The following is an 18,583-nucleotide window of genomic DNA, read 5'->3' as shown; positions in this document are numbered from 1 at the left end:
GCGGACCATCACTCATCCTCCCCCCCTTTGACCCAAATCAACGCCCCGACCCCCCAACACATGCCAAACTCCCCATGCATTCACCCAAAGGGGAGTCTCACATGGGCCGTCTTGCAGCTATTCTCTTCTTCGTCATCGGCACCTCGCTGGCCGGGTCTTTCATGATCGCGGGCTTGGTGATGGGCTATGACACCACCCGCCCGATCATCATCGCGGTGACGCTGGGCTTTCTGCTGGCGATCCCGGTGTCGATCATGGTCGCAAAGGCCATCGTGAACCGCGGATGAGCGGGCTGGCCCGGGCGCTGTTCGGCGTCATCGCCTCGACCCTTGCGGGCACCTGCGTCGTGGTTGCGCTGGTGGCCGGGGTGACGGGGCTTTGGCCGCTTCTGGGCGCGGCCGCGTTAGGCGGTGTCGTGGCGTTGCCGGTGTCCGCTCTGGTGGCGCGAGGCTTGGGCGGGTGATCCTCACGATGTCTTGACTGTCGGTTGGATCGGGTCAGGGGCTGCATAGCTTCAAGCCGTGAAAGGAGGCCCATCATGGATCGCCTGAAGCTCGTTTTGCTGTTCTCCGCCGTTTTCCCGACCCTGTCCGGTGCATTCGTCATCGCCGTGATGTCGCTGGGCTATTACACGTGGCCCGCTATCCTGGGCGCGGCTCTGGTCGGGTTGTTGTCGGCCTGGCCGGCATCCCGCTACGTGTCCCGCCGCATCAAGCGCGAGGATCCCGGTTTCGACCACACGCGTGAGAAGGACAGCGACTTTCTCCCGCATCCAAACGCGCGCGAAATCTGATCAGTCCAGAAAGACGCGCAGGGTCTTTTCGAAGTCGCGGGGCTTTTCGGCATGCAGCCAATGCCCTGCATCGGGGATCTTGGCAAACCGCGCATTCGGAAACAGCGTCTTGATCCGGTCGCGGTAGTCGGGCTGGACGTAGTCCGATTTCCCGCCGGACAGGAAAAGGGTGGGGCCGTCGAACCGACCTGACACGTCGGGCCAGCCGATGATCTTGTCCATCTCGCGGTCCAGCACGTCGAGGTTCAGCTTCCAGCGTCTTTCGCCTGCGTCCAGGGATTGCAGCAGGAAGGATTTGACGTCATCGCCCACATCCAGCAGGTCCGCCGCTTCGGACCGACGGGTGATGCCCGACAGGTCGACCGCGCGCATGGCGTCGATATTGTGTGACTGGGTGTGGGTGTAGGCCACCGGCGCGATATCCGCTACGACCAGCCGCTTGACCAGTTCGGGCCGGGTCAGCGCCAGCATCATCGCCGCCTTGCCGCCCATGGAATGGCCGACCACGTCCGTGGGGCCGTCCAGCAGGTCCGCCAAATCCTCTGCCATGTCCAGATAGCCATGGCTGTCGAACCATGGGCTGTCACCGTGGTTGCGCATATCGGGGCAGATGACGTGGTAACTGTCCGAGAGCCGCTTGCCGATCACGCCCCAATTGCGACCCGAGCCGAACAGCCCATGTGCAATCAGAAGGGGGGGTAGGTCGGGTGTGCCATGTTCGATCGTGTTCAGCATGGGCGCAGGCTTAGCCGCAGGGGGCGGCGATTGAAAGCCCCCCGCGGCCGGGCTATGGACGGGCATGAGCCGTGACCTGGACAGACTTGACGCCGATCTCGGGCGCCTGATGGAAGAGCGGCTGGGCATTCGTGGCCGCAGCCTGGCCCAGCAGACGCGCAGGGCCGGCCGGTTGCTGCCGCGCCGGATCCGCCGCGACCTGAGCTTGATCGACCGGTGGCAGGATATGCGCCGCCACCCCAAGCTGCATCACATTGTTGACGAAGCCGCCCTGCGTGCCGCCGCCGACCGGGTCGCCGCCCATCTGCGCGACATCGACCCGGCCGAGCGGCGCAAGGAAAGGCTGCTGGGCCTCGCCGGTGTGGTGTCCTTCAACCTGATCGTCGTGGTGGCGCTGCTTCTTGTCGTGCTGGGCTGGCGAGGGTTCCTTTAGCCGGCGGACAGGCAGTCGGCCAACCCGGTCGCCAGCGCCCGCATCATCGCCTCGTATTGTCCGGAAACCGGGGTCACGGGTTGCCCGATCGGGTCGGCCACGGCGCTGCGCGCCTCGGTGCCCTCGGTGACCAGCGTGACCCAGTCGGACGAGACCAGCGGATCGGTCAGGACACAGGTGATGCCCTGCTCGACGATCTGATCCTGAACGGCGCGGATGCGGGCGGGACCGGGGGCGCTGGCGTCGCTCAGTGCGATGGCGCCGGCGGCCGGCATGTCGAAGGCGATCTCGAAATATTGCAGCGCATCATGGGGCACGACGAAGGCACGGCCCCGGACCGGGTCCAGCGTCGCCTCGATCTCGGCGCTCAGCGTCGCCAGCCGTTCCTGAGCGGCCCCTGCATTGGCGCGGTAGGTGTCGGCATTGGCGGGGTCCGCGGCGGCGAGGGTGTCAGCGATATGGCCGAGCCAGACCGAGGCGACCTCGGGATCGGTCCAGGCGTGGGGGTCCATGCCGCCGTGGTCATGCTCATGTTCGTGCGCTTCGTGTTCGGCATGATCGTGATCGTGTTCTTCTTGCTCATGTTCATGCGCCTCATGATCATGGTCGTCATGGTCGTCATGGTCGTCATGGTCGTCATGGTCGTCATGGTCGTCATGGTCGTCATGGTCGTCATGGTCGTCATGGTCATCGTGCGCGGCATGGTCATGCCCGCTGTCGAAACGCGCATCCTCACGCGGGGCCAGGGCCTCCCAGCCCTCGGTCTCCAGCAATTCAAGGGATGTGGCCCCGCCGGAAAAACTGGCGAGCGGATCGGCCAACCAGGGTGTCATCCCTTCGCCCAGCCATATGATGACATCCGCCTCTTGCAGTTCCGCAGCGTCCGAGGGGCGCAGCGTGAGCGAATGCGCATCCGCACCGGGCGGCACCAGAACACCGGGCGTTGCGATCCCTTCGGTGACCTGCGCCACCAGGGATTGCACGGGCAGGATATCGGTAACGATGGCAAGTTCATCGGCGAAGGCCGTGCCAGGGATCAGGGTCGAAGCAAGGAGAAGGGATCGCATGGCTACCTCTTGTGAATCAGGAACGGCGTCGATATACTAGATATGTTATAACATAACAATACCCGATCGACGCGACCTCACCCATGACCCATCCCACTGGTTTCGACAGCCATGATCACAGCCGTTGCATCAGCACCGCGCTGGCCGCCGCCGAAGCGGCCTGTGACGAGCGCGGCTTGCGGCTGACCCCGGTGCGGCGCCGCGTGCTTGAGATCCTTTTGGAAAGCCACGTCGCGCTGGGGGCCTATGACGTTCTGGCGCGGCTGGATGCCGAAGGGCTGGGCGACAAGCCGCCTGTTGCGTATCGCGCCCTGGGCTTCCTGGTGGAAAACGGGTTTGCCCATCGGATCGAACGGCTCAACGCTTTCGTGGCCTGCAGCCATCCCGGTGCCGCCCATGACCCCGCCTTCATGATCTGCACGGCCTGCGGCAAGGTGGCCGAGGCCGAGGCGAAGGGTGGCCCCTTTGGAAAATCCGCCCGGGAGGCCGGGTTCGAAATCGCCAAGACGGTGATCGAGGCCGAAGGCACCTGCCCGGGCTGCCGGAGGGTGGCGACATGACGTTGATCCACGCCGAAAACCTCGAAGTGCGGCACGGCGGAACGCTGGCGCTGCATGATGTGTCGCTGGACCTGGAGCCGGGTGAGATCGTGACCATTGTCGGGCCCAACGGGTCGGGCAAGTCCACACTTCTGCGGGCCCTGATCGGGGCGGTTGCGCCCAGCCGGGGCTTCGTCAAACGCGCGCCGGGTCTCAAGATCGGCTATGTGCCGCAGAAACTGCACATCGACCCCACGCTGCCCATGAGCGTGCGGCGGTTCCTCGACCTGCCCAATCGGGTCAGCGATGCCGAGGCCGAGCAGGCGCTGGCCTGGACCGGGGTGCAAGGGCTGGAAAAGCGCCAGATCGCCGCCTTGTCGGGCGGCCAGTTGCAGCGTGTCCTGTTGGCGCGGGCGCTGCTCTCGGGGCCACAGGTGCTGATGCTGGACGAGGCGACGCAAGGGCTGGATCAACCTGCCTCGGCGGCGTTCTACCAATTGATCGAGGATATGCGGAACACGATCGGCTGTGCGGTGCTGATGGTCAGCCACGAATTGCACGTGGTCATGAGCGCCAGCGACCGGGTGATCTGCCTGAACGGCCATATCTGCTGCGAGGGCACGCCCGAAGTGGTCGAGGCCGCGCCCGCCTATCGCGAATTGTTCGGCACCGGCACGGGCGGGGCGCTGGCGCTTTATCGCCATGAGCATAACCATGACCACGACCACGCCCATGACCACGCGCACGAGGCCGCGGAATGACCCTGCTGGACGATTTTCTCGTGCGGGCCCTCTTGGCCGCGATCGGAGTTGCCGTGGCCTGTGGTGCGCTGGGCTGTTTCGTCGTGTGGCGGCGCATGGCCTATTTCGGTGATGCGACGGCCCATGCAGCCGTTCTGGGCGTCGCCCTCGCGCTGGGCTTCCAGATCCATATCGTGGCCGGTGTCTTGCTGATGGCGGCGTTGATGGCATTGCTGATCACGGAATTGAGCGAAAGGGGCATTACGGTTGATACGGCGCTGGGCGTGCTGTCGCATGGCGCCTTGGCGCTGGGCCTTGTGGCGGTGTCGCTGATCCCGGGTGTGCGGGTGGACCTGGAATCCTACCTGTTCGGCGATATCCTTCTTGTGTCGCGCGGTGACCTTGCGGTGATCTGGGCCGGCGCGGCCCTGGTGACGGCGGCGCTGGCCTGGCGCTGGCAGGCCCTTCTGACGGCCACCCTGTCCCCCGATCTGGCCCGGGCGGCCGGCCTGCGGCCCCGGCGCGAACGCCTGATCCTGACCGTGCTGCTGGCGGCAGTGGTGGCGGTATCGATCAAGGTCGTGGGCGCGCTGCTGATCACCGCCATGCTCATCATTCCGGCGGCCGTGGCGCGCTGGTGGGCCCGTGGGCCCGAGGCCATGGCGGCGCTGGCCACCCTGGTTGGCATCGCGTCGGCCATTGGCGGGTTGTGGATGGCGCTGCGCTTCGATACGCCGGCGGGGCCGTCGATCGTCTGCGTGGCGATCGGCTTTTTCGCCCTGGCGAGCCTGGGCGGACGTTTGCAGCGCGGCTGGGGCCAGTGATATTCGACTCGAGTCGAGCTGAAATTGCCCCCAAACTGCCGTAAATCGGCCCGCTGCGGGCCGGAATCCTCTGGTTCCATCTCTGATCTGTAAGATGCCAAAGAGGAGCCCGACCCGATGACCTCCCTGAAGATCATGGCCCTCGCCGCCGGTCTTGCGCTGAGCGCCGGCAGCGCCGAAGCCAGTTGTTCCGTGCCTGACAATGCCAACGAGTTCGCCACCCAGATCGCCCAGGGCCTGAACGCCACCCGGCGCGCCAATGGGTTGAATACGCTGGACTTCAACCGCCGCCTGTCCAGGGCGGCCATGCGCCATGCCTGCGACATGCAGCAGAACGCGTTTTTTGACCATCGCGGGTCCGATGGCAGCGGCGCGCATCAGCGGGTCAAATCCGTTGGATACCGCACCTGCCTGACCGCCGAGAACCTGGCCTATGGGTATCCGCAGCCGCAGACAGTCGTGAGCGGCTGGATGCAATCGCCCGGCCACCGCACAAACATGCTGGTGCCGCAGGCGCGCGAATTCGGCGTCGCCATCGTGGACGGCACCAATAGCGGTCCGATCGCGGTCCTTGTCGTGGCGATGCCTTGCGGGGCGTGATCAGTCGTCGGTGTCCATCCAGATGGTCACCGGCCCGTCATTGACCAGCGAGACCTTCATGTCCGCGCCGAATTGCCCGGTTTCGACCGGCACACCAAGCGTGCCGAGCTCTTGCGTGAAGGCTTCGTAAAGCCGCTCGCCATCCTGGGGCGCGGCGGCCATGGAAAAGCCGGGCCGGTTGCCCCGGCTCGTATCGGCGGCCAGCGTGAACTGGCTGACGACAAGTGCCGATCCACCGATATCCTGAACAGAGCGGTTCATCCGCCCCTCGTCATCCTTGAAAATGCGCAGCTTGGAAATCTTGGCGGCCAGTTTCGCAGGCAGGTCATCGGTATCCCCCTGCATGGCGCACACCAGGATCAGCAGGCCGTGGCCGCACTGGCCGATCACCGCGCCGTCGACCCTGACAGCGGCCTCGGAAACACGTTGGATCAGGGCTCTCATAGCTCGCCCCGTTTCGGCGGGTTGGCACCTGCCCGCGACACGGTGATGGCAGCGGCCTGTGCGCCAAGGGTCAGGGCAGAACGCAGCGTTTCCTCGTCGAGCCCGTCCAGAGCAGGCTTGGTAAGCGCTCCGGCCTCGTCAAGCCCGGCGAGCACCCCGGCGTTGAAGGTATCGCCTGCGCCCACGGTATCCACGACCTCGGCCTTCGGGGCGGCGACGAAAACGGAGGCCCCCTGCATGTAGCCGGTGACGCCCTTGGCGCCTTCGGTGATACAGACCAGCCGGGTCCGGTCAGACAGCAGGCCGCGGGCAAGCTCGGCAAGGTCGCCGTCGCCGCGCAGCCAGCCCAGGTCCTCGTCGGACAGCTTGATGATGTCGGCCGCTGCCATCATTCTCTCGATCCGGTCGCGATAGGCGCCTTCGTCGCGGATGAAGCCGGGGCGGATATTCGGGTCGATCATCGTGATGCGGGACTTGGACTGTTCCAGCATCAGGTCCTCGTAAACCTGCCCACAGCCATCGCCGACAAGGGAAATACCCCCGAAAAACAATGCATTGGCCGTAATATCGGGCAGGTCGCCTGCCGTCAGGGACCGCATGGCCGAGTTTTCGTCGTAAAAGGCGTAGGTTGCCTGGCCATCCACAAGCTTGACGAAGGCCACCGTGCAAGGCGCATCCAGTGCGGGCGAGGGGGCGGCGTCAACACCGGCTTCGACCAGCTTGTCACGGAGGATGTCACCAAGGAAATCCGTGGACAGGCCGCAAAGGAATTGCGTTTGCGCCCCCAAACGCCCGAGAGCGATGGCCGTGTTGAAGACTGCACCGCCCGCATGGGGGGCGAATGCGTCTTCGCCCAGGGTGGACTGCCGGGGCAGCATGTCGATCAGGGCTTCGCCGCAGCAGAGGATCATTTTCACTTTCCCGTGTTAGCGCCAACATCGCCCGTTTACCCCTCGGGTTTGAGCCGGGTCAAGGTCATGTCGCCTCCCGCGCCATAGAATCACGCCGTGGTCGATGACCAGAGAAGAGGAGGTTAACCATGGTTGATTCACCGCAAACGGGCGGCCTGTGGCCGTCGCTCTATGAACCTTTTCGGAATTTCGGTTCGCGCCTGGCGGAATGGGTTTCTCCGGCCTCGGACGCGTCCACCGACGAAGCGGGCTATCGGATCACGATGGAATTGCCCGGCGTGTCGGAGGATGACATCGAACTGACCGTGGACGAGGGCGTGGTGACCGTCACCGGCGAAAAGCGGGTGGAACGCGAAGACAAGGGCGACACCTGGTATTTCAGCGAACGCCAATTCGGCAGTTTCCGCCGGTCTTTCCGGTTGCCCGGTGACGCGGATGCCGACAAGGCCAGTGCCGATCTGAAGGATGGCGTTCTGGTGGTCACTGTTCCAAGACGCACCGAGCCGGAGCGGCAGGCGCGCAAGGTGCAGGTGAAAAAGGGCTAGATACGCCCCTCGCTGAGGGCCACGGCATAGCCGATGGACCCGGCCACCAGCAGCCCCAGCACGACGGCAATGGCGATCTTGATCGCCGACCAGGGTCGTTCGCCCTGCACCCGGCCTGTGCGGCCGTTGACGACGAACCGGTAGGTCTTGCCGCGATACTTGTAGGCGGCGAGCCAGACCGGCAGCAGAACGTGCTTGAAGGTCAGCGTGCCGATCTGGGTGTCTACCTGGCTGATGCGCTGGGCGTCGCCGCCGATATCGAACTTGACGTCGCGGCGGATCACCTTGTCCATCTTGGATCGTGCCTCGGTGAATGCGTCTTCGAGATCCACCTGATAGCCCTCGGCGCGGAACCCGGCCAGGAAATCCGGGCGATAGGGTTCCATCTCGGACAGGTCCCAGGGTTCCAGCGCGTCGGTGTATTTATGCGGCAGCGACTTCGAGGCCAGAACCAGAACGTCATCGAAGAACCGCGCAACGCGGCCCGATACACTGCGCCAGCGGGTCTTGCGCACGCGCACCGTTTTGCGCTTGCCGTCGCGCATGACCGTGCGGCTTTCGTAGTAATGCGTGCCGCGCTGGCCGCGATAACTGGACTTGGTATCGGCATCGAAGGTCCAGTAGGGCACGTAGATCCCCTGCATCTTCCGGCCCTTGCGGGCGTAGTCCTTCAACCCGTTGGGGGCGAACCACAGCCGGCCCAGCCAGTCCGTCATCGCGCTGTGCGCCTCGCGCTCTTCCAAGGCGAAAGGCAGCAGGCCCTTCGGTTTGATATGGCGGTGCGTCCCGGTGCCGGTGACGACGGGCGTGGCGCAGAACGGGCATTCCGCGGCGTGAATGTCGCTGTCGAATTCAGTCTGTGCCCCGCAATTGGGGCAGGCGATGACCCGGGTTTCCTCGATCTCTTCCGCGCTCAGATCGCCCGAGACGGCGGCGCGAAAGTCCAGCTCGCGGATGGTTCCGCCCTCGAAATCGTCGGCGAGTGCTTCGGTGGCGCCGCAATGGTCGCAGATCAGTCGGTCGTTGCCGGGGTCGAACCGCATATCCGCCCCGCACTGGTCGCAGGGGAAGTGATGTTTTTCTACAGGCGCGCTCGTGGTGTCAGGATCTGCAGTGTTCATGGCAATTGATTAGCAATCGCCGCGCCGTCTGGCCACATGGAATGGCCCTTTACAGGAAGCGATGCAGGATTTTCGGCGCCATGATCCGCAGCGCGTTGTCGCGCAAGCGGAGATGTCGCCAGATATGAAAGCTGGCATGGATCACGATCAGTCCGCCCAGCGTATAGAATTCGATGATATGGAGGGTGCCGACGATCTCATTGGCGTGTCTCATGTCCAGCGGTGGCGCAATCGGCAGCCAGCCCCCGGCCTTGAGCAGCCGATGTGACGTCAGCCCCAACAGGAACCCGCCAACGGGCACCAGGAACAGGCCGATGATCAGCGTGCGGTGCAGGATCCGGTGAAACAGGCGCAGCCGTGGCGACAGTTTCGGCCCCGGACGCCCGGCCAGCCCGCGCCAGAAATAATCCACCGACCAGATCAGGGCGAGCGTGACGAAGACCAGCGCGATGTCCGAGTTGATGGCAGCGCCCTTTGCGCCGAAGACCGAGCGGACGAAATCCGGCGTGGCGATCATGAACCAGAAGGTCAGCGGGATCATCACGCCATGCAGCGCCTTGAGATACACCCGTCTTGCGGGCCAGCGCAGGCGCGGCAGGGATATGTGGGGCAGGGCGGCCATACCCTATATACGATAGCCGCCTGCAAAAAGTTTCAAAGGGGCCCTGCTGCGGGCCCCTCGCCGCGCGGGTCTCAGGCCCCCGGCGGGGGCGGCGGCAGGATGGTGAAAAGCTGGGCCAGCTCGGCCACGTCCTCGGCCCGCAACCAGCCATCCTGGCCCGGTGTCCAGACATGGGTCTCGCGGGTCAATTCCCCCGACTGGGCCATCTTGCCCATATCGGCCTTGGAAAACGGCCCCTTGGTTTGACCGCCCTCGGCGATATGCCAGACATGTTCGACCGGCGGCGGCGGGGGTGGCGCGGCAGCGGCCGGGGCGGTCTGCCGTGCCCACGGGTTGGCCATTTGCTGTGCCATCGCCATGCCCATGCCGGCGCCCATACCGGCCCCCATGGCGCCCGAGGCCTCTCCGCCCTGGCGCAGGGCCTCGGCGGCGGCATATTTCATATGTGCGTCCAGGTCGCCGGTCAGGCCGCGGCTGGTGCGGGTGTCGAGCGCCTTTTCCACCGCCGGCGGAAGCGAGATGTTCTCGATGTAGAATTCGGGGATGACAATGCCGTATTGCGCCACCGTCTCGGCAATCGCCCCGGCCACCAGCTTGCCCAGGTCGGCGGTGTTGGCGGCCATGTCCAGAACCGGGATTCCGCTGGCGGCGATCACGCGGGAAAACTCCTGCACGATGATGTTGCGCAGCTGGAACCCGATCTCGTCCATGGTGAATTCGCCATCGGTGCCGACGATCTCGGACATGAACCTGGCCGGATCGCTTACTTTCACCGTGTAGGTGCCATAGGCCCGGATCCGGGTCGGGCCGAATTCCGGATCGCGCAGCATGATCGGGTTCTTCGTGCCCCATTTCAGGTCGGTGAAACGGGTCGTGTTGACGAAGTATATCTCGGATTTGAAGGGCGACTTGAAACCGTGATCCCAGTGCTGCAGCGTCGTCATGATCGGCATGTTGTTGGTCTCCAGCATGTAGAGACCGGGGGTGAAGACATCGGCCAATTGCCCTTCATGGACAAAGACCGCGGCCTGCCCCTCGCGGACGGTCAGCTTGGCGCCGTACTTGATTTCGTGGCCCTCGCGCTGGAACCGCCAGACCATGGTGTCGCGCGTGTCATCCGTCCAGTGGATGACATCGATGAATTCACCGGTGAGAAAATCGAGAATGCCCATAACTGCAGGTCCTTTCGTATCAGGCGGGTCCGCCCATCAATTCGCGCGCGATCTGGCGGGCGATGGGGGCGGCCTCGGCGGCGGTCATGCCGGTTTCAAGCCGGTCATCGTAGAGGATTTTCAGCAATAGTTCGTCGTGATAGGTCAGCAGGCCGAATTCCTCGTCATCGTTGAAGATCGAGGGTCGGGCCTGGGGGCTGTCATTGGCCAGGCCCAGCCCCTGCGCAATCTCCTCGTGGATGCAGGCCATGCGCATCAGGTCCGGGTGCTCGCCCCGGATCAGGGCAACGGCGCGGCCATAGCTCGGCCGGCCCGGCGCGGAATTGGCCAGCACCAGGCAAAAGGTATCGCGCGGCAGGTCCATCACGGCCCGCAGCGCGCTGTCGGAAATGCCGGGCAGAAGCTGCCGCAGGCGCGGCTCGTAGCCCGCCCGGTCATCCTCGTTCAGGACAAGCACGTGGAAATTCGGGTTTGCGGTGGTCAGTGACATGTCCAGCCCCGTGACCCGCGAGAGCCGCGCGACGTAGTCGCGGATCGCGGCCCGGTCCTCGCGGCGCTGGGCGGGCGGAATCGTGTCGCCGAACTCGACTTCCATGCGCACCGGGTCGTCCCAGCGGCGCAGGCGGCTGGGGTTTTCGCGGGCGCGCAATTCACGCCCGGTGTCGACATATTCACTGAACAGCGCGATGCGGACGAAATTGCGCGCCAGCATCGTGTCGGTGAATTGTGCATCCGGCCCGCCGCCGTCCGTTCGCAAAAGGCCTTGCACCAACAGGTCGTTCTGAACCCTCTGGTAATGGGTGCGCAAGGCCTCGCTTTCCGGCGAGAGTGCGGGCGTTTCGGGGCGTTGTGGCGGGGCGTCCGGTGGCGGTGCGGGGGTGCTGGGCGGAGCCATCACAGCCTCGCACCCGGTCAGCAGCAGGCCCACCAGGCCTGCCGCCAAAACCGGAAAACCACCGCGCCCGGCCACCCGGGTCACTCGGCGCCGGCAGATGTGGCGACCGTGTCACCCAGTCCGGTCTTTTGGGCCTTGGCCGCGGCCAGCGTCGATTTCAGCTCGGCTTCCATTTGCTGCAGCTCCTTCTCGGCCTCGGCGCGGCGGCGCTTGCCTTCGTCGGCGATCTGCAGGCTTTCCTCGATGGTGCCGATCAGGTCCGCATTGGCCTTTTTCACGGCCTCGATGTCGAAGACGCCGCGCTCCATTTCCTCGCGGATCGTCTTGTTGGCGCTGCGCAGGTTCTCTGCATTGGCGGTCAGCAGCTCGTTCGTCAGGTCATTGGCATCGCGCACGGCGGCGGCCGCCTCGGAGGAGCGCTGGATGGTGACGGCCTGGGCCAGTTGGGTTTCCCAGAGCGGCACGGTGTTGATCAGGGTGGAGTTGATCTTGGTGACAAGCGACTTGTCGTTCTCCTGCACCAGCCGGATCGAGGGCAGCGACTGCATCGTCACCTGGCGCGTCAGCTTCAGGTCGTGGACACGGCGTTCGAGGTCGTCACGCGCCGCGCGCAGGTCACGCAGTTCCTGCGCCTTCATCACGCCGTCTTCCTCGGGCGCGGCCTCGACCTCTTTTTCCTTGGCGGGAATGGTGGTCTCGTCCAGCTCTTTCAGCTTGGCCTCGCCGGCGGCGATGTAGAGCGCCAGCTCGTCATAGAAGGCCAGTGTCTTTTCATAGAGCACATCGAGGCTTTCGATATCCTTGAGCAGGACATGTTCATGCTTGAGAAGGTCATCGGTGATCTTGTCGATCTGGCCCTGAACGCTTTCGAACCGGGCGGCGAATTTCGCGGCGGGTGCGGCCCGGCCCAGAAGTTTTTCCCACCAGGACCTTTTGCGGCGCACGTCCAGTTCGCTGACATTGAAGCCGCGAATGGTGGTCACGATGTCGCGCAGGCTGTCGCCGGCGGGGCCGACATCCTTGTTGCGAACGCCCTGCAGCATGGACTGGCTGATTTCCTGCAATTCCGCCTGGCTGGCCGACCCGAAGGAGATGATCGAGTTGGTATCGCTCATGTCCAGTTCGGCCATGCGCTTGTTGATCTCGGCGGCGGTGGGCTTGTCGGCCTTTTCGACCGGGACGATCTCGGTGCTGGGCTCGGGCAGGACCACGGCAGAGACCTTCTCGATCTCGGCCAGGGCGGCTTGTGCTTTCTGCATGTTCTCGGCTGTTCTTTCTGACATGTAAACTGTCCCCCTTGGAAACGGGCCCTATAGCCCTTCGCGCTGCAATCGGTCGCGCAGCACCTTGATTTCAACATCCATGTCGCTGCGGTCATCGAGCAACATCTTTTCGGTCCTGGCGGCGAAATTCTGCTCCAGGTCGCTTAGCAGGGCCTCGTAATGGGCGCGGGCATCGGCATCGCCGGTCCGCCTGTAATGCTCGGCGAATTTCGCAGAGGCATCGCGGGCGCCCATCAGGTAGACGCCAAGGAACTTGCGCGCGCCGGTCAGGTCGCGGGGGTCTTCCTCGACCGTGCGGATCATCTGGCGGGCCGTGGCCTGGAACTGCATCACGCGGCCCTCGAGGCGCCGGTCCTTCAGCGTGGCGATATGGTCGCGCATGGCGGTCAGATAGGCTTCGGCCTCATCGACCACGCGGGCCACGCGATCCTGCTGAAAGCTGTCGATCCCTTCCATGCGCTTGTCGCGCAGCGGGTCGGGGCCGAAGGCGGCGATATGCAATCCGCCCGCGGCAAGGGCGAACAGCCCGCTGGCCAGCAGCCCGTCGCCATTGGCATAGGCCGCGATCCCGATCCCTACGCCGGTCAGGACAGCGCCGAAGATCTTGCGGGGCAGGGCGGGGCGGCGCGCCACCTTGCGTGCGTCGTAAGCCGCATGGGCGCGCAAGCCGTCACGGGTCAGCCACGCGGCCAGGGTCAGAACTGCGGCACCGGCCAGCCCCAGGATAAGCCCGGTCGCCCCCTCGTTGAGCGACGTGAAGGCCAGCACGACGCCCGGGACGAACAGGATATTGGCCCGCGCACCGGCGGCATCGACCTTGCGGTCTTCGTGCAGGATTTCTTCGCGGGGTTGGTCCGAGGCCCCGCCCGGACTGTGTTTTCCGCCATAGCGCCGGGCCATCGTCACAGACCTCCCAGCCAGCCGGTCACCACGCCGAACATCAGGACGATCAGCAACCCGTATGCCACGTTCTTGATGGAGTCAGGCAAGCGATTTCCCCCTCTGCGCGCGATCGGTCGTGGCGCCACCTCTTCCAGCGGGGCCAGAAGCCGCGCCACGATCCCCGCGGCCAGCAATACCGCCGCCACAAGGGCCAGGATGAGGATCAGTCGTGCCATCGTGCTCCACGTGTCGAACCCTTGTTAAGATAGGCAAATGACAGCCAAGTTACGAGGGGGCGCCGCGCGCCCGGATCGCAATGGCCCTGTCGGATGCCCCCAATTTCCGTTTCCGCGGGAAAGGATGCACACCCGCGCCGGGTCGGCAAGGGTCAATCGCGGCGGGATTTCCCCGTGCCTGGCCGTTTCGCCTGGGGCTTTCGGCGCCGTTGCGGCTTCTTTTCCGCATCCAGCCCCAACTGGTCGCGCACAACCCTTGGGCGCAGTTCGTCCACCTCGCCGGGTTTCAGATTGCCCAGCTGGAACGGGCCATAGCTCAGCCGGATCAGGCGGTTCACGGTCAGACCGATGGCTTCCATCGCGCGGCGGATCTCGCGGTTCTTGCCCTCGCGGATGGACACGGTCAGCCAGGCATTGGCGCCCTGGCTGCGGTCCAGCGTGATGGTCATGGGTTGGTAATGGACGCCGTCCACGGTGATACCGGCGCGCAACTTGTCCAGTGCCGCTTCGTCGGGGCTGCCATTGACGCGCACCCGGTAGCGGCGCTGCCAGCCGGTGCTGGGCAGTTCCATCCGGCGCTTGATCTCGCCATCATTGGTGAGCAGCAACAGGCCTTCGGAATTCAGGTCCAGCCGGCCCACGCTCATCACCCGGGGCATGTCCTCGGGCAGGGCGTCGAACACCGTTTCGCGGCCCTTTTCATCCCGTGCGGTCGTCACCAGCCCCGCCGGCTTGTGGTAGAGCCAGACGCGCGGCGGCTCCGGCTCGGATACCGGTTTGCCGTCCACCGTGATCCTGTCGGCCCCGGTGACATTCAGCGCAGGGCTGTCGATGCGCTTGCCGTTCACCGCGACGCGTCCCGCCTCGATCATGCGTTCGGCCTCCCGGCGCGAGGCGATGCCGGCGCGGGACAGGACCTTGGCGATACGGTCGCCCTCTCTTGGTGTCTGGCTCATGGGGCCGAGCCTTAGCCGTTGCCCGCCCCCTTGCCAAGCCGTGCCCGACCGGGTTTCTAGGGGCATGACCTTTCGCAGCTACATGGAAACCGCCCTTGCCGAGGCCCGCGCCGCCGCGACGCGCGGCGAAGTGCCGGTGGGGGCGGTGGTCGTGCGGGACGGAGAGGTGCTGGCCCGCGCCGGCAACCGGACGCGGGAACTCAATGACCCCACCGCCCATGCCGAGGTTCTGGCGATCCGGGCCGCCTGTGCAGCGCAGGGGCAGGAACGGCTGCCGGGCTGCGATCTCTACGTGACGCTGGAACCGTGCCCGATGTGCGCGGCGGCGATCTCCTTCGCGCGGATCGGTCGGCTCTATTACGGTGCCACGGACCCCAAATCCGGCGGCGTGGCGCATGGCGCGCGGGTCTTCGAGCACCCCCAATGTCACCACGCCCCCGAGGTCTATGACGGGATTGGCGGGGAGGCCGCGGAACGTCTGCTGAAGGATTTCTTCGCGGACCGGCGCGACGGATAGCACCGGGCCGATCCTGTCGTCAGATGGTGATCGGCTCCAGCACCTCGGGTTCGATCAGGCGGGTGCCCACGGGCAGGCGGGCGCGCAGCGGCTCGGCATCCTGGGCCAGAAGCGGGAAGGTCTTGTAGTGGCAGGGGATCACGATCTTGAAGTCGAAATAGCGATTGGCCGCGTAGGCCGCGCCTTCCATGTCCATCGTGAAATGTCCGCCCGCGCAGAGGATACCGATATCGGGCTTGTAGCGATCGGCGATGACTTCCATGTCGGCCATCACGTCGGTGTCGCCGCTGACATAGATCGAATGGCCCTCGCCACGGATGACGAACCCGGCCGGGTCGCCCGCGTATTGCAACCCCTCGCCGGTGAAATCGAGCGATGAGGAGTGGATCGCATGGGTCATGGTCACGCTGACCCCGTCGAGGTCGATCGTGCCGCCCTTGCCGAAGCCCATGACTTCGACCCCGTCCTCGCCGCTCCAGATCTCGGCGATCTCGTGGATGCACAGGACAGGAATGCCCCGCTCGCGAGCAATGGACAGCGTGTTCGAGGCATGGTCGCCATGGCCGTGGGTCAGGCAGATATGTGTCGCCCCTTCGGTCGCCTCGGCCTCGCGCCCCTCGGGAAAGACGGGGTTGCCTGCCAGCCAGGGATCGACCAACAGCACCTTGCCGCCGATCTCGATGCGAAAGCCGCTATGGCCTAGCCAGATGATCTTCATGACGCTCTCCCTTGGTTTGTCCTTTGGACGAGGGTAACACGGATCGGAGGGCTGACCAGACAGGGCGTGGCGGATGAACCTGACCGAACGGATCGACGGCTATTGCGAACGGGTGGATTTCACCTTCTGGGCCGAGCCGGTGAATGCGGTGACGAACCTTGCCTTCATCGTGGCGGCGTTGATCATGTGGCGGCGCAGCGCCGGGGTGCCCCTGGCCCGCGCGCTGGCGGCCATTCTGTTTGCCATCGGCATCGGCAGTTTCCTGTTCCACACTTTGGCCACGGTCTGGGCGGCAATGGCCGATACGCTTCCGATCCTGGCCTTCATCCTGCTGTATCTCTTCGCCGTGCACCGCGATGTGCTGGGCTGGCCCGCTTGGGCGGCAGTCTTGGCGACGGCCGGGTTCCTGCCCTATGCCGCCGGGGTCACGGTTCTTTTGCAAGATGTGCCGTTTTTCGGCGTGTCGTCCTTCTACTGGACCGTGCCGATCCTGCTGGTGATCTATGGCGCGATGCTGTGGCGGCGCTTTCCCGTTTTGATGCGCGGCTTCCTGATCGGTGCCGGGATTCTGTCCCTGTCGATCACGGCGCGCAGCCTTGACGAACCCCTTTGCGCCACCTTCCCCGTTGGCACCCACCTGTTCTGGCATCTTCTCAATGCCGTGATGCTGGGCTGGATGATCGAGATATACCGCCGACACATGCTTGAAGGCGGCGCGGCGGGGCGCTAAAGCGGCCCGGAACACGCAAAAGGGAGAGCGCGCCCCATGTCGATCGACACGGATACCGCCCGCAAGGTGGCCCACCTGGCCCGCATCAAGGTCGAGGAAGACGAGCTGCCCGCGCTGGCGGGGGAATTCAACGCCATCCTTGGCTTCATCGAACAGCTGCAAGAGGTCGATGTCGAGGGCGTCGAACCGATGACCTCCGTCACCCCGCAACGGCTGAAGCGACGCGACGATGTCGTGACCGATGGCGACCAGCAGGACAAGGTTCTGGCCAATGCCCCCGATGCCCGAGAGGGCTTCTTTGCCGTGCCGAAGGTGGTCGAGTGATGAGCGAACTGAGCAAACTGAAAATCGCCGAGGCCCGCGACGCCCTGAAGAAGGGCGACGTGACCAGCGTCGAGCTGACCGAAGCCTGTTTGGCGGAAATCGACGCCGCCGGCGCGTTGAACGCCTTTGTGCACAACACCCCTGACCTGGCGCTGGAACAGGCCAAAGCGGCGGATGCCCGCAAGGATGCCGGCAGCCTCAACGGCATTCCGCTGGGTATCAAGGACCTGTTTTGTACCAAGGGGGTTGCCAGCCAGGCGGCCTCGAAAATCCTCGACGGGTTCAAGCCCGAGTATGAAAGCACCGTCAGCCAGAACCTTCTGGATGCCGGGGCGGTGATGCTGGGCAAGCTGAACATGGACGAATTCGCCATGGGCTCGTCCAATGAGACCAGCGTTTATGGCGATGCCGTAAACCCCTGGAAGGTGGACGACCGCAAGCTGACCCCGGGCGGGTCTTCGGGCGGGTCCGCCGCCGCCGTCGCCGCCGATCTGTGCCTTGGCGCGACCGGCACCGATACGGGCGGGTCCATCCGTCAGCCCGCCGCCTTTACCGGCATTACGGGTATAAAGCCCACCTATGGGCGTTGCTCTCGCTGGGGGATCGTCGCGTTTGCCTCGTCGCTGGACCAGGCCGGACCGATGACCAAGGACGTGCGCGACGCGGCCATCATGTTGCAGGCCATGTGCGGGCATGACCCAAAGGACAGCACCAGCGCCGACCTTCCGGTCCCCGACTTCGAGGCCATGCTGACCGGCGACATCAAGGGCAAGACCATCGGTATCCCCCGCGAATACCACATGGACGGCATGCCCGATGAGATCGAGGCGCTTTGGGCCGAGGGCCGCAAGATGCTGACCGATGCCGGGGCCAAGCTGGTCGATATTAGTCTGCCGCACACCAAGTATGCGCTGCCCACCTATTACGTGATCGCGCCGGCCGAGGCGTCCTCCAACCTGGCGCGCTACGACGGGGTGCGCTTCGGCCACCGCGCCAAGCTGGGGCAGGGCGATGGCATCACCGAGATGTACGAAAAGACCCGGGCCGAAGGGTTTGGCCAGGAGGTCAAGCGCCGCGTGATGGTCGGCACCTACGTGCTGTCGGCCGGGTTCTACGACGCCTATTACAACCGCGCCCGCAAGGTGCGCGCCCTGATCAAGAAGGATTTCGAGGACGTCTTCGCGCAAGGGGTCGATGCGATCCTGACACCCGCGACGCCCTCTGCCGCTTTCGGCCTCGGCGAGATGACGGATGCCGACCCGGTGGCGATGTATCTCAACGACGTGTTCACGGTCACGGTGAACCTGGCCGGGCTTCCCGGGATCAGTGTTCCGGCGGGGCTGGACAAGCAAGGGCTGCCGCTGGGGCTGCAACTGATCGGGCGTCCGTGGGAAGAAGGCGATCTGCTGAATACCGCCTATGCGCTTGAACAGGCGGCGGGATTCGTGGCCAAGCCGAAAAAGTGGTGGTAAAAGGCCGGTCCGTAGGGAAAGGCG

At 64.9% G+C, this 18,583-nt stretch carries 26 protein-coding genes; 13 read left to right on the top strand and 13 right to left on the bottom strand.

What is annotated here, in order from left to right; translation table 11 throughout:
• Nucleotides 1-101: 101 nt before the first annotated feature.
• The 3 genes from DFK10_RS14685 (at nt 102) to DFK10_RS14675 (ending at nt 793) form a co-directional block, all read left to right on the top strand.
• Nucleotides 102-287 carry a CTP synthetase gene (locus tag DFK10_RS14685; RefSeq protein WP_109389785.1) on the top strand — a complete coding sequence of 62 codons (186 nt, stop codon included), beginning with the start codon at nt 102-104 and terminating at the stop codon, nt 285-287.
• The gene (locus tag DFK10_RS14680; RefSeq protein WP_109389784.1) at nt 284-463 is read left to right on the top strand and encodes a CTP synthetase; all 180 of its coding nucleotides are present in this window, start codon (nt 284-286) and stop codon (nt 461-463) included. The genes DFK10_RS14685 and DFK10_RS14680 overlap by 4 nt, the downstream gene beginning before the upstream one ends.
• Before the next feature lie 75 nt (nt 464-538).
• On the top strand, nt 539-793 hold the full coding sequence (locus tag DFK10_RS14675; protein WP_109389783.1) for a hypothetical protein: 255 nt from the start codon (nt 539-541) through the stop codon (nt 791-793).
• Here the strand turns inward: DFK10_RS14675 and DFK10_RS14670 are convergent, their stop codons facing one another.
• Nucleotides 794-1,528, bottom strand: coding sequence for an alpha/beta fold hydrolase (locus DFK10_RS14670; RefSeq protein ID WP_109389782.1), 735 nt, complete (start codon nt 1,526-1,528; stop codon nt 794-796).
• Between the two features lie 64 nt (nt 1,529-1,592).
• On the opposite strand from DFK10_RS14670, the gene DFK10_RS14665 reads away from it, so the two are divergent.
• Nucleotides 1,593-1,961, top strand: coding sequence for a hypothetical protein (locus tag DFK10_RS14665; RefSeq protein WP_109389781.1), 369 nt, complete (start codon nt 1,593-1,595; stop codon nt 1,959-1,961).
• Here the strand turns inward: DFK10_RS14665 and DFK10_RS14660 are convergent.
• Nucleotides 1,958-3,028, bottom strand: coding sequence for a zinc ABC transporter substrate-binding protein (locus DFK10_RS14660; protein WP_109389780.1), 1,071 nt, complete (start codon nt 3,026-3,028; stop codon nt 1,958-1,960). The two genes, DFK10_RS14665 and DFK10_RS14660, sit on opposite strands and share 4 nt — an antisense overlap.
• An 83-nt stretch (nt 3,029-3,111) precedes the next feature.
• On the opposite strand from DFK10_RS14660, the gene DFK10_RS14655 reads away from it, so the two are divergent.
• The 4 genes from DFK10_RS14655 to DFK10_RS14640 all read left to right on the top strand — a co-directional run bounded on the left by DFK10_RS14655 (nt 3,112) and on the right by DFK10_RS14640 (nt 5,731).
• The gene (locus DFK10_RS14655; protein ID WP_109389779.1) at nt 3,112-3,588 is read left to right on the top strand and encodes a transcriptional repressor; all 477 of its coding nucleotides are present in this window, start codon (nt 3,112-3,114) and stop codon (nt 3,586-3,588) included.
• Entirely contained in the window at nt 3,585-4,328 is a 744-nt protein-coding gene (locus DFK10_RS14650; protein ID WP_109389778.1) for a metal ABC transporter ATP-binding protein, read from the top strand. The genes DFK10_RS14655 and DFK10_RS14650 overlap by 4 nt, the downstream gene beginning before the upstream one ends.
• Nucleotides 4,325-5,131: a metal ABC transporter permease gene (locus DFK10_RS14645; RefSeq protein WP_109389777.1), complete on the top strand. Its 807-nt coding sequence runs from the start codon at nt 4,325-4,327 to the stop codon at nt 5,129-5,131. The genes DFK10_RS14650 and DFK10_RS14645 overlap by 4 nt, the downstream gene beginning before the upstream one ends.
• 117 nt (nt 5,132-5,248) lie before the next feature.
• Nucleotides 5,249-5,731, top strand: a complete 483-nt coding sequence (locus DFK10_RS14640; protein ID WP_109389776.1) for a CAP domain-containing protein — start codon at nt 5,249-5,251, stop codon at nt 5,729-5,731.
• Here DFK10_RS14640 and dtd read toward each other — a convergent pair whose 3' ends face one another.
• On the bottom strand, nt 5,732-6,175 hold the full coding sequence (gene dtd / locus DFK10_RS14635; protein WP_109389775.1) for a D-aminoacyl-tRNA deacylase: 444 nt from the start codon (nt 6,173-6,175) through the stop codon (nt 5,732-5,734).
• Complete coding sequence (locus DFK10_RS14630) at nt 6,172-7,086, bottom strand: carbohydrate kinase family protein (protein ID WP_109389774.1); 915 nt, start codon at nt 7,084-7,086, stop codon at nt 6,172-6,174. The genes dtd and DFK10_RS14630 overlap by 4 nt, the downstream gene beginning before the upstream one ends.
• A gap of 128 nt (nt 7,087-7,214) precedes the next feature.
• Here DFK10_RS14630 and DFK10_RS14625 point away from each other — a divergent pair, with 128 nt between their 5' ends.
• A complete protein-coding gene (locus tag DFK10_RS14625; protein WP_109389773.1) occupies nt 7,215-7,631 on the top strand; it encodes an Hsp20/alpha crystallin family protein in 417 nt (138 codons plus the stop codon).
• Here DFK10_RS14625 and DFK10_RS14620 read toward each other — a convergent pair.
• The 8 genes from DFK10_RS14620 to DFK10_RS14585 form a co-directional block, all read right to left on the bottom strand.
• On the bottom strand, nt 7,628-8,752 hold the full coding sequence (locus DFK10_RS14620; protein ID WP_109389772.1) for a TFIIB-type zinc finger domain-containing protein: 1,125 nt from the start codon (nt 8,750-8,752) through the stop codon (nt 7,628-7,630). The genes DFK10_RS14625 and DFK10_RS14620 overlap by 4 nt on opposite strands.
• 49 nt (nt 8,753-8,801) lie before the next feature.
• Nucleotides 8,802-9,374 carry a cytochrome B gene (locus DFK10_RS14615; RefSeq protein WP_109389771.1) on the bottom strand — a complete coding sequence of 191 codons (573 nt, stop codon included), beginning with the start codon at nt 9,372-9,374 and terminating at the stop codon, nt 8,802-8,804.
• Nucleotides 9,375-9,445: 71 nt separating this feature from the next.
• The gene (locus DFK10_RS14610; protein ID WP_109389770.1) at nt 9,446-10,546 is read right to left on the bottom strand and encodes an SPFH domain-containing protein; all 1,101 of its coding nucleotides are present in this window, start codon (nt 10,544-10,546) and stop codon (nt 9,446-9,448) included.
• Between the two features lie 19 nt (nt 10,547-10,565).
• Entirely contained in the window at nt 10,566-11,441 is an 876-nt protein-coding gene (locus DFK10_RS14605; RefSeq protein WP_109389803.1) for a DUF2927 domain-containing protein, read from the bottom strand.
• A gap of 80 nt (nt 11,442-11,521) precedes the next feature.
• Nucleotides 11,522-12,724 carry a toxic anion resistance protein gene (locus tag DFK10_RS14600; RefSeq protein ID WP_109389769.1) on the bottom strand — a complete coding sequence of 401 codons (1,203 nt, stop codon included), beginning with the start codon at nt 12,722-12,724 and terminating at the stop codon, nt 11,522-11,524.
• Between the two features lie 27 nt (nt 12,725-12,751).
• A complete protein-coding gene (locus tag DFK10_RS14595) occupies nt 12,752-13,624 on the bottom strand; it encodes a 5-bromo-4-chloroindolyl phosphate hydrolysis family protein (protein ID WP_109389768.1) in 873 nt (290 codons plus the stop codon).
• Nucleotides 13,625-13,626: 2 nt separating this feature from the next.
• The gene (locus DFK10_RS14590; RefSeq protein ID WP_109389767.1) at nt 13,627-13,842 is read right to left on the bottom strand and encodes a hypothetical protein; all 216 of its coding nucleotides are present in this window, start codon (nt 13,840-13,842) and stop codon (nt 13,627-13,629) included.
• 152 nt (nt 13,843-13,994) lie between these two features.
• A complete protein-coding gene (locus DFK10_RS14585) occupies nt 13,995-14,798 on the bottom strand; it encodes a pseudouridine synthase (protein WP_109389766.1) in 804 nt (267 codons plus the stop codon).
• 64 nt (nt 14,799-14,862) lie between these two features.
• On the opposite strand from DFK10_RS14585, the gene DFK10_RS14580 reads away from it, so the two are divergent.
• The gene (locus DFK10_RS14580) at nt 14,863-15,315 is read left to right on the top strand and encodes a nucleoside deaminase (RefSeq protein WP_109389765.1); all 453 of its coding nucleotides are present in this window, start codon (nt 14,863-14,865) and stop codon (nt 15,313-15,315) included.
• A 19-nt stretch (nt 15,316-15,334) separates the two neighbouring features.
• Here the strand turns inward: DFK10_RS14580 and DFK10_RS14575 are convergent, their stop codons facing one another.
• Nucleotides 15,335-16,033: a metal-dependent hydrolase gene (locus DFK10_RS14575; protein WP_109389764.1), complete on the bottom strand. Its 699-nt coding sequence runs from the start codon at nt 16,031-16,033 to the stop codon at nt 15,335-15,337.
• Between the two features lie 73 nt (nt 16,034-16,106).
• Between DFK10_RS14575 and DFK10_RS14570 the strand changes: the two genes are divergently transcribed.
• The 3 genes from DFK10_RS14570 to gatA are packed head-to-tail and all read left to right on the top strand — an operon-like array spanning nt 16,107 to nt 18,559.
• Complete coding sequence (locus tag DFK10_RS14570) at nt 16,107-16,763, top strand: ceramidase domain-containing protein (protein ID WP_109389763.1); 657 nt, start codon at nt 16,107-16,109, stop codon at nt 16,761-16,763.
• A 36-nt stretch (nt 16,764-16,799) separates the two neighbouring features.
• On the top strand, nt 16,800-17,087 hold the full coding sequence (gene gatC / locus DFK10_RS14565) for an Asp-tRNA(Asn)/Glu-tRNA(Gln) amidotransferase subunit GatC (protein WP_109389762.1): 288 nt from the start codon (nt 16,800-16,802) through the stop codon (nt 17,085-17,087).
• A complete protein-coding gene (gene gatA, locus DFK10_RS14560; protein ID WP_109389761.1) occupies nt 17,087-18,559 on the top strand; it encodes an Asp-tRNA(Asn)/Glu-tRNA(Gln) amidotransferase subunit GatA in 1,473 nt (490 codons plus the stop codon). The genes gatC and gatA overlap by 1 nt, the downstream gene beginning before the upstream one ends.
• The last annotated feature ends 24 nt before the right edge of the window (nt 18,560-18,583 follow it).

Source organism: Salibaculum griseiflavum (assembly GCF_003129565.1).
GTDB classification, from domain to species: domain Bacteria; phylum Pseudomonadota; class Alphaproteobacteria; order Rhodobacterales; family Rhodobacteraceae; genus Salibaculum; species Salibaculum griseiflavum.
Note: the sequence above shows the minus strand (reverse complement) of the source record. Positions and strands in the feature narration are given on the sequence as shown.

Excerpts from the sequence above, each read along its gene's own strand:
- DFK10_RS14685 (WP_109389785.1), top strand. The coding sequence starts at position 102 with ATGGGCCGTCTTGCAGCTATTCTCTTCTTCGTCATCGGCACCTCGCTG.
- DFK10_RS14680 (WP_109389784.1), top strand. The coding sequence starts at position 284 with ATGAGCGGGCTGGCCCGGGCGCTGTTCGGCGTCATCGCCTCGACCCTT.
- DFK10_RS14675 (WP_109389783.1), top strand. The coding sequence starts at position 539 with ATGGATCGCCTGAAGCTCGTTTTGCTGTTCTCCGCCGTTTTCCCGACC.
- DFK10_RS14670 (WP_109389782.1), bottom strand. The coding sequence starts at position 1,528 with ATGCTGAACACGATCGAACATGGCACACCCGACCTACCCCCCCTTCTG.
- DFK10_RS14665 (WP_109389781.1), top strand. The coding sequence starts at position 1,593 with ATGAGCCGTGACCTGGACAGACTTGACGCCGATCTCGGGCGCCTGATG.
- DFK10_RS14660 (WP_109389780.1), bottom strand. The coding sequence starts at position 3,028 with ATGCGATCCCTTCTCCTTGCTTCGACCCTGATCCCTGGCACGGCCTTC.
- DFK10_RS14655 (WP_109389779.1), top strand. The coding sequence starts at position 3,112 with ATGACCCATCCCACTGGTTTCGACAGCCATGATCACAGCCGTTGCATC.
- DFK10_RS14650 (WP_109389778.1), top strand. The coding sequence starts at position 3,585 with ATGACGTTGATCCACGCCGAAAACCTCGAAGTGCGGCACGGCGGAACG.
- DFK10_RS14645 (WP_109389777.1), top strand. The coding sequence starts at position 4,325 with ATGACCCTGCTGGACGATTTTCTCGTGCGGGCCCTCTTGGCCGCGATC.
- DFK10_RS14640 (WP_109389776.1), top strand. The coding sequence starts at position 5,249 with ATGACCTCCCTGAAGATCATGGCCCTCGCCGCCGGTCTTGCGCTGAGC.
- dtd (WP_109389775.1), bottom strand. The coding sequence starts at position 6,175 with ATGAGAGCCCTGATCCAACGTGTTTCCGAGGCCGCTGTCAGGGTCGAC.
- DFK10_RS14630 (WP_109389774.1), bottom strand. The coding sequence starts at position 7,086 with ATGATCCTCTGCTGCGGCGAAGCCCTGATCGACATGCTGCCCCGGCAG.
- DFK10_RS14625 (WP_109389773.1), top strand. The coding sequence starts at position 7,215 with ATGGTTGATTCACCGCAAACGGGCGGCCTGTGGCCGTCGCTCTATGAA.
- DFK10_RS14620 (WP_109389772.1), bottom strand. The coding sequence starts at position 8,752 with ATGAACACTGCAGATCCTGACACCACGAGCGCGCCTGTAGAAAAACAT.
- DFK10_RS14615 (WP_109389771.1), bottom strand. The coding sequence starts at position 9,374 with ATGGCCGCCCTGCCCCACATATCCCTGCCGCGCCTGCGCTGGCCCGCA.
- DFK10_RS14610 (WP_109389770.1), bottom strand. The coding sequence starts at position 10,546 with ATGGGCATTCTCGATTTTCTCACCGGTGAATTCATCGATGTCATCCAC.
- DFK10_RS14605 (WP_109389803.1), bottom strand. The coding sequence starts at position 11,441 with ATGGCTCCGCCCAGCACCCCCGCACCGCCACCGGACGCCCCGCCACAA.
- DFK10_RS14600 (WP_109389769.1), bottom strand. The coding sequence starts at position 12,724 with ATGTCAGAAAGAACAGCCGAGAACATGCAGAAAGCACAAGCCGCCCTG.
- DFK10_RS14595 (WP_109389768.1), bottom strand. The coding sequence starts at position 13,624 with ATGGCCCGGCGCTATGGCGGAAAACACAGTCCGGGCGGGGCCTCGGAC.
- DFK10_RS14590 (WP_109389767.1), bottom strand. The coding sequence starts at position 13,842 with ATGGCACGACTGATCCTCATCCTGGCCCTTGTGGCGGCGGTATTGCTG.
- DFK10_RS14585 (WP_109389766.1), bottom strand. The coding sequence starts at position 14,798 with ATGAGCCAGACACCAAGAGAGGGCGACCGTATCGCCAAGGTCCTGTCC.
- DFK10_RS14580 (WP_109389765.1), top strand. The coding sequence starts at position 14,863 with ATGACCTTTCGCAGCTACATGGAAACCGCCCTTGCCGAGGCCCGCGCC.
- DFK10_RS14575 (WP_109389764.1), bottom strand. The coding sequence starts at position 16,033 with ATGAAGATCATCTGGCTAGGCCATAGCGGCTTTCGCATCGAGATCGGC.
- DFK10_RS14570 (WP_109389763.1), top strand. The coding sequence starts at position 16,107 with ATGAACCTGACCGAACGGATCGACGGCTATTGCGAACGGGTGGATTTC.
- gatC (WP_109389762.1), top strand. The coding sequence starts at position 16,800 with ATGTCGATCGACACGGATACCGCCCGCAAGGTGGCCCACCTGGCCCGC.
- gatA (WP_109389761.1), top strand. The coding sequence starts at position 17,087 with ATGAGCGAACTGAGCAAACTGAAAATCGCCGAGGCCCGCGACGCCCTG.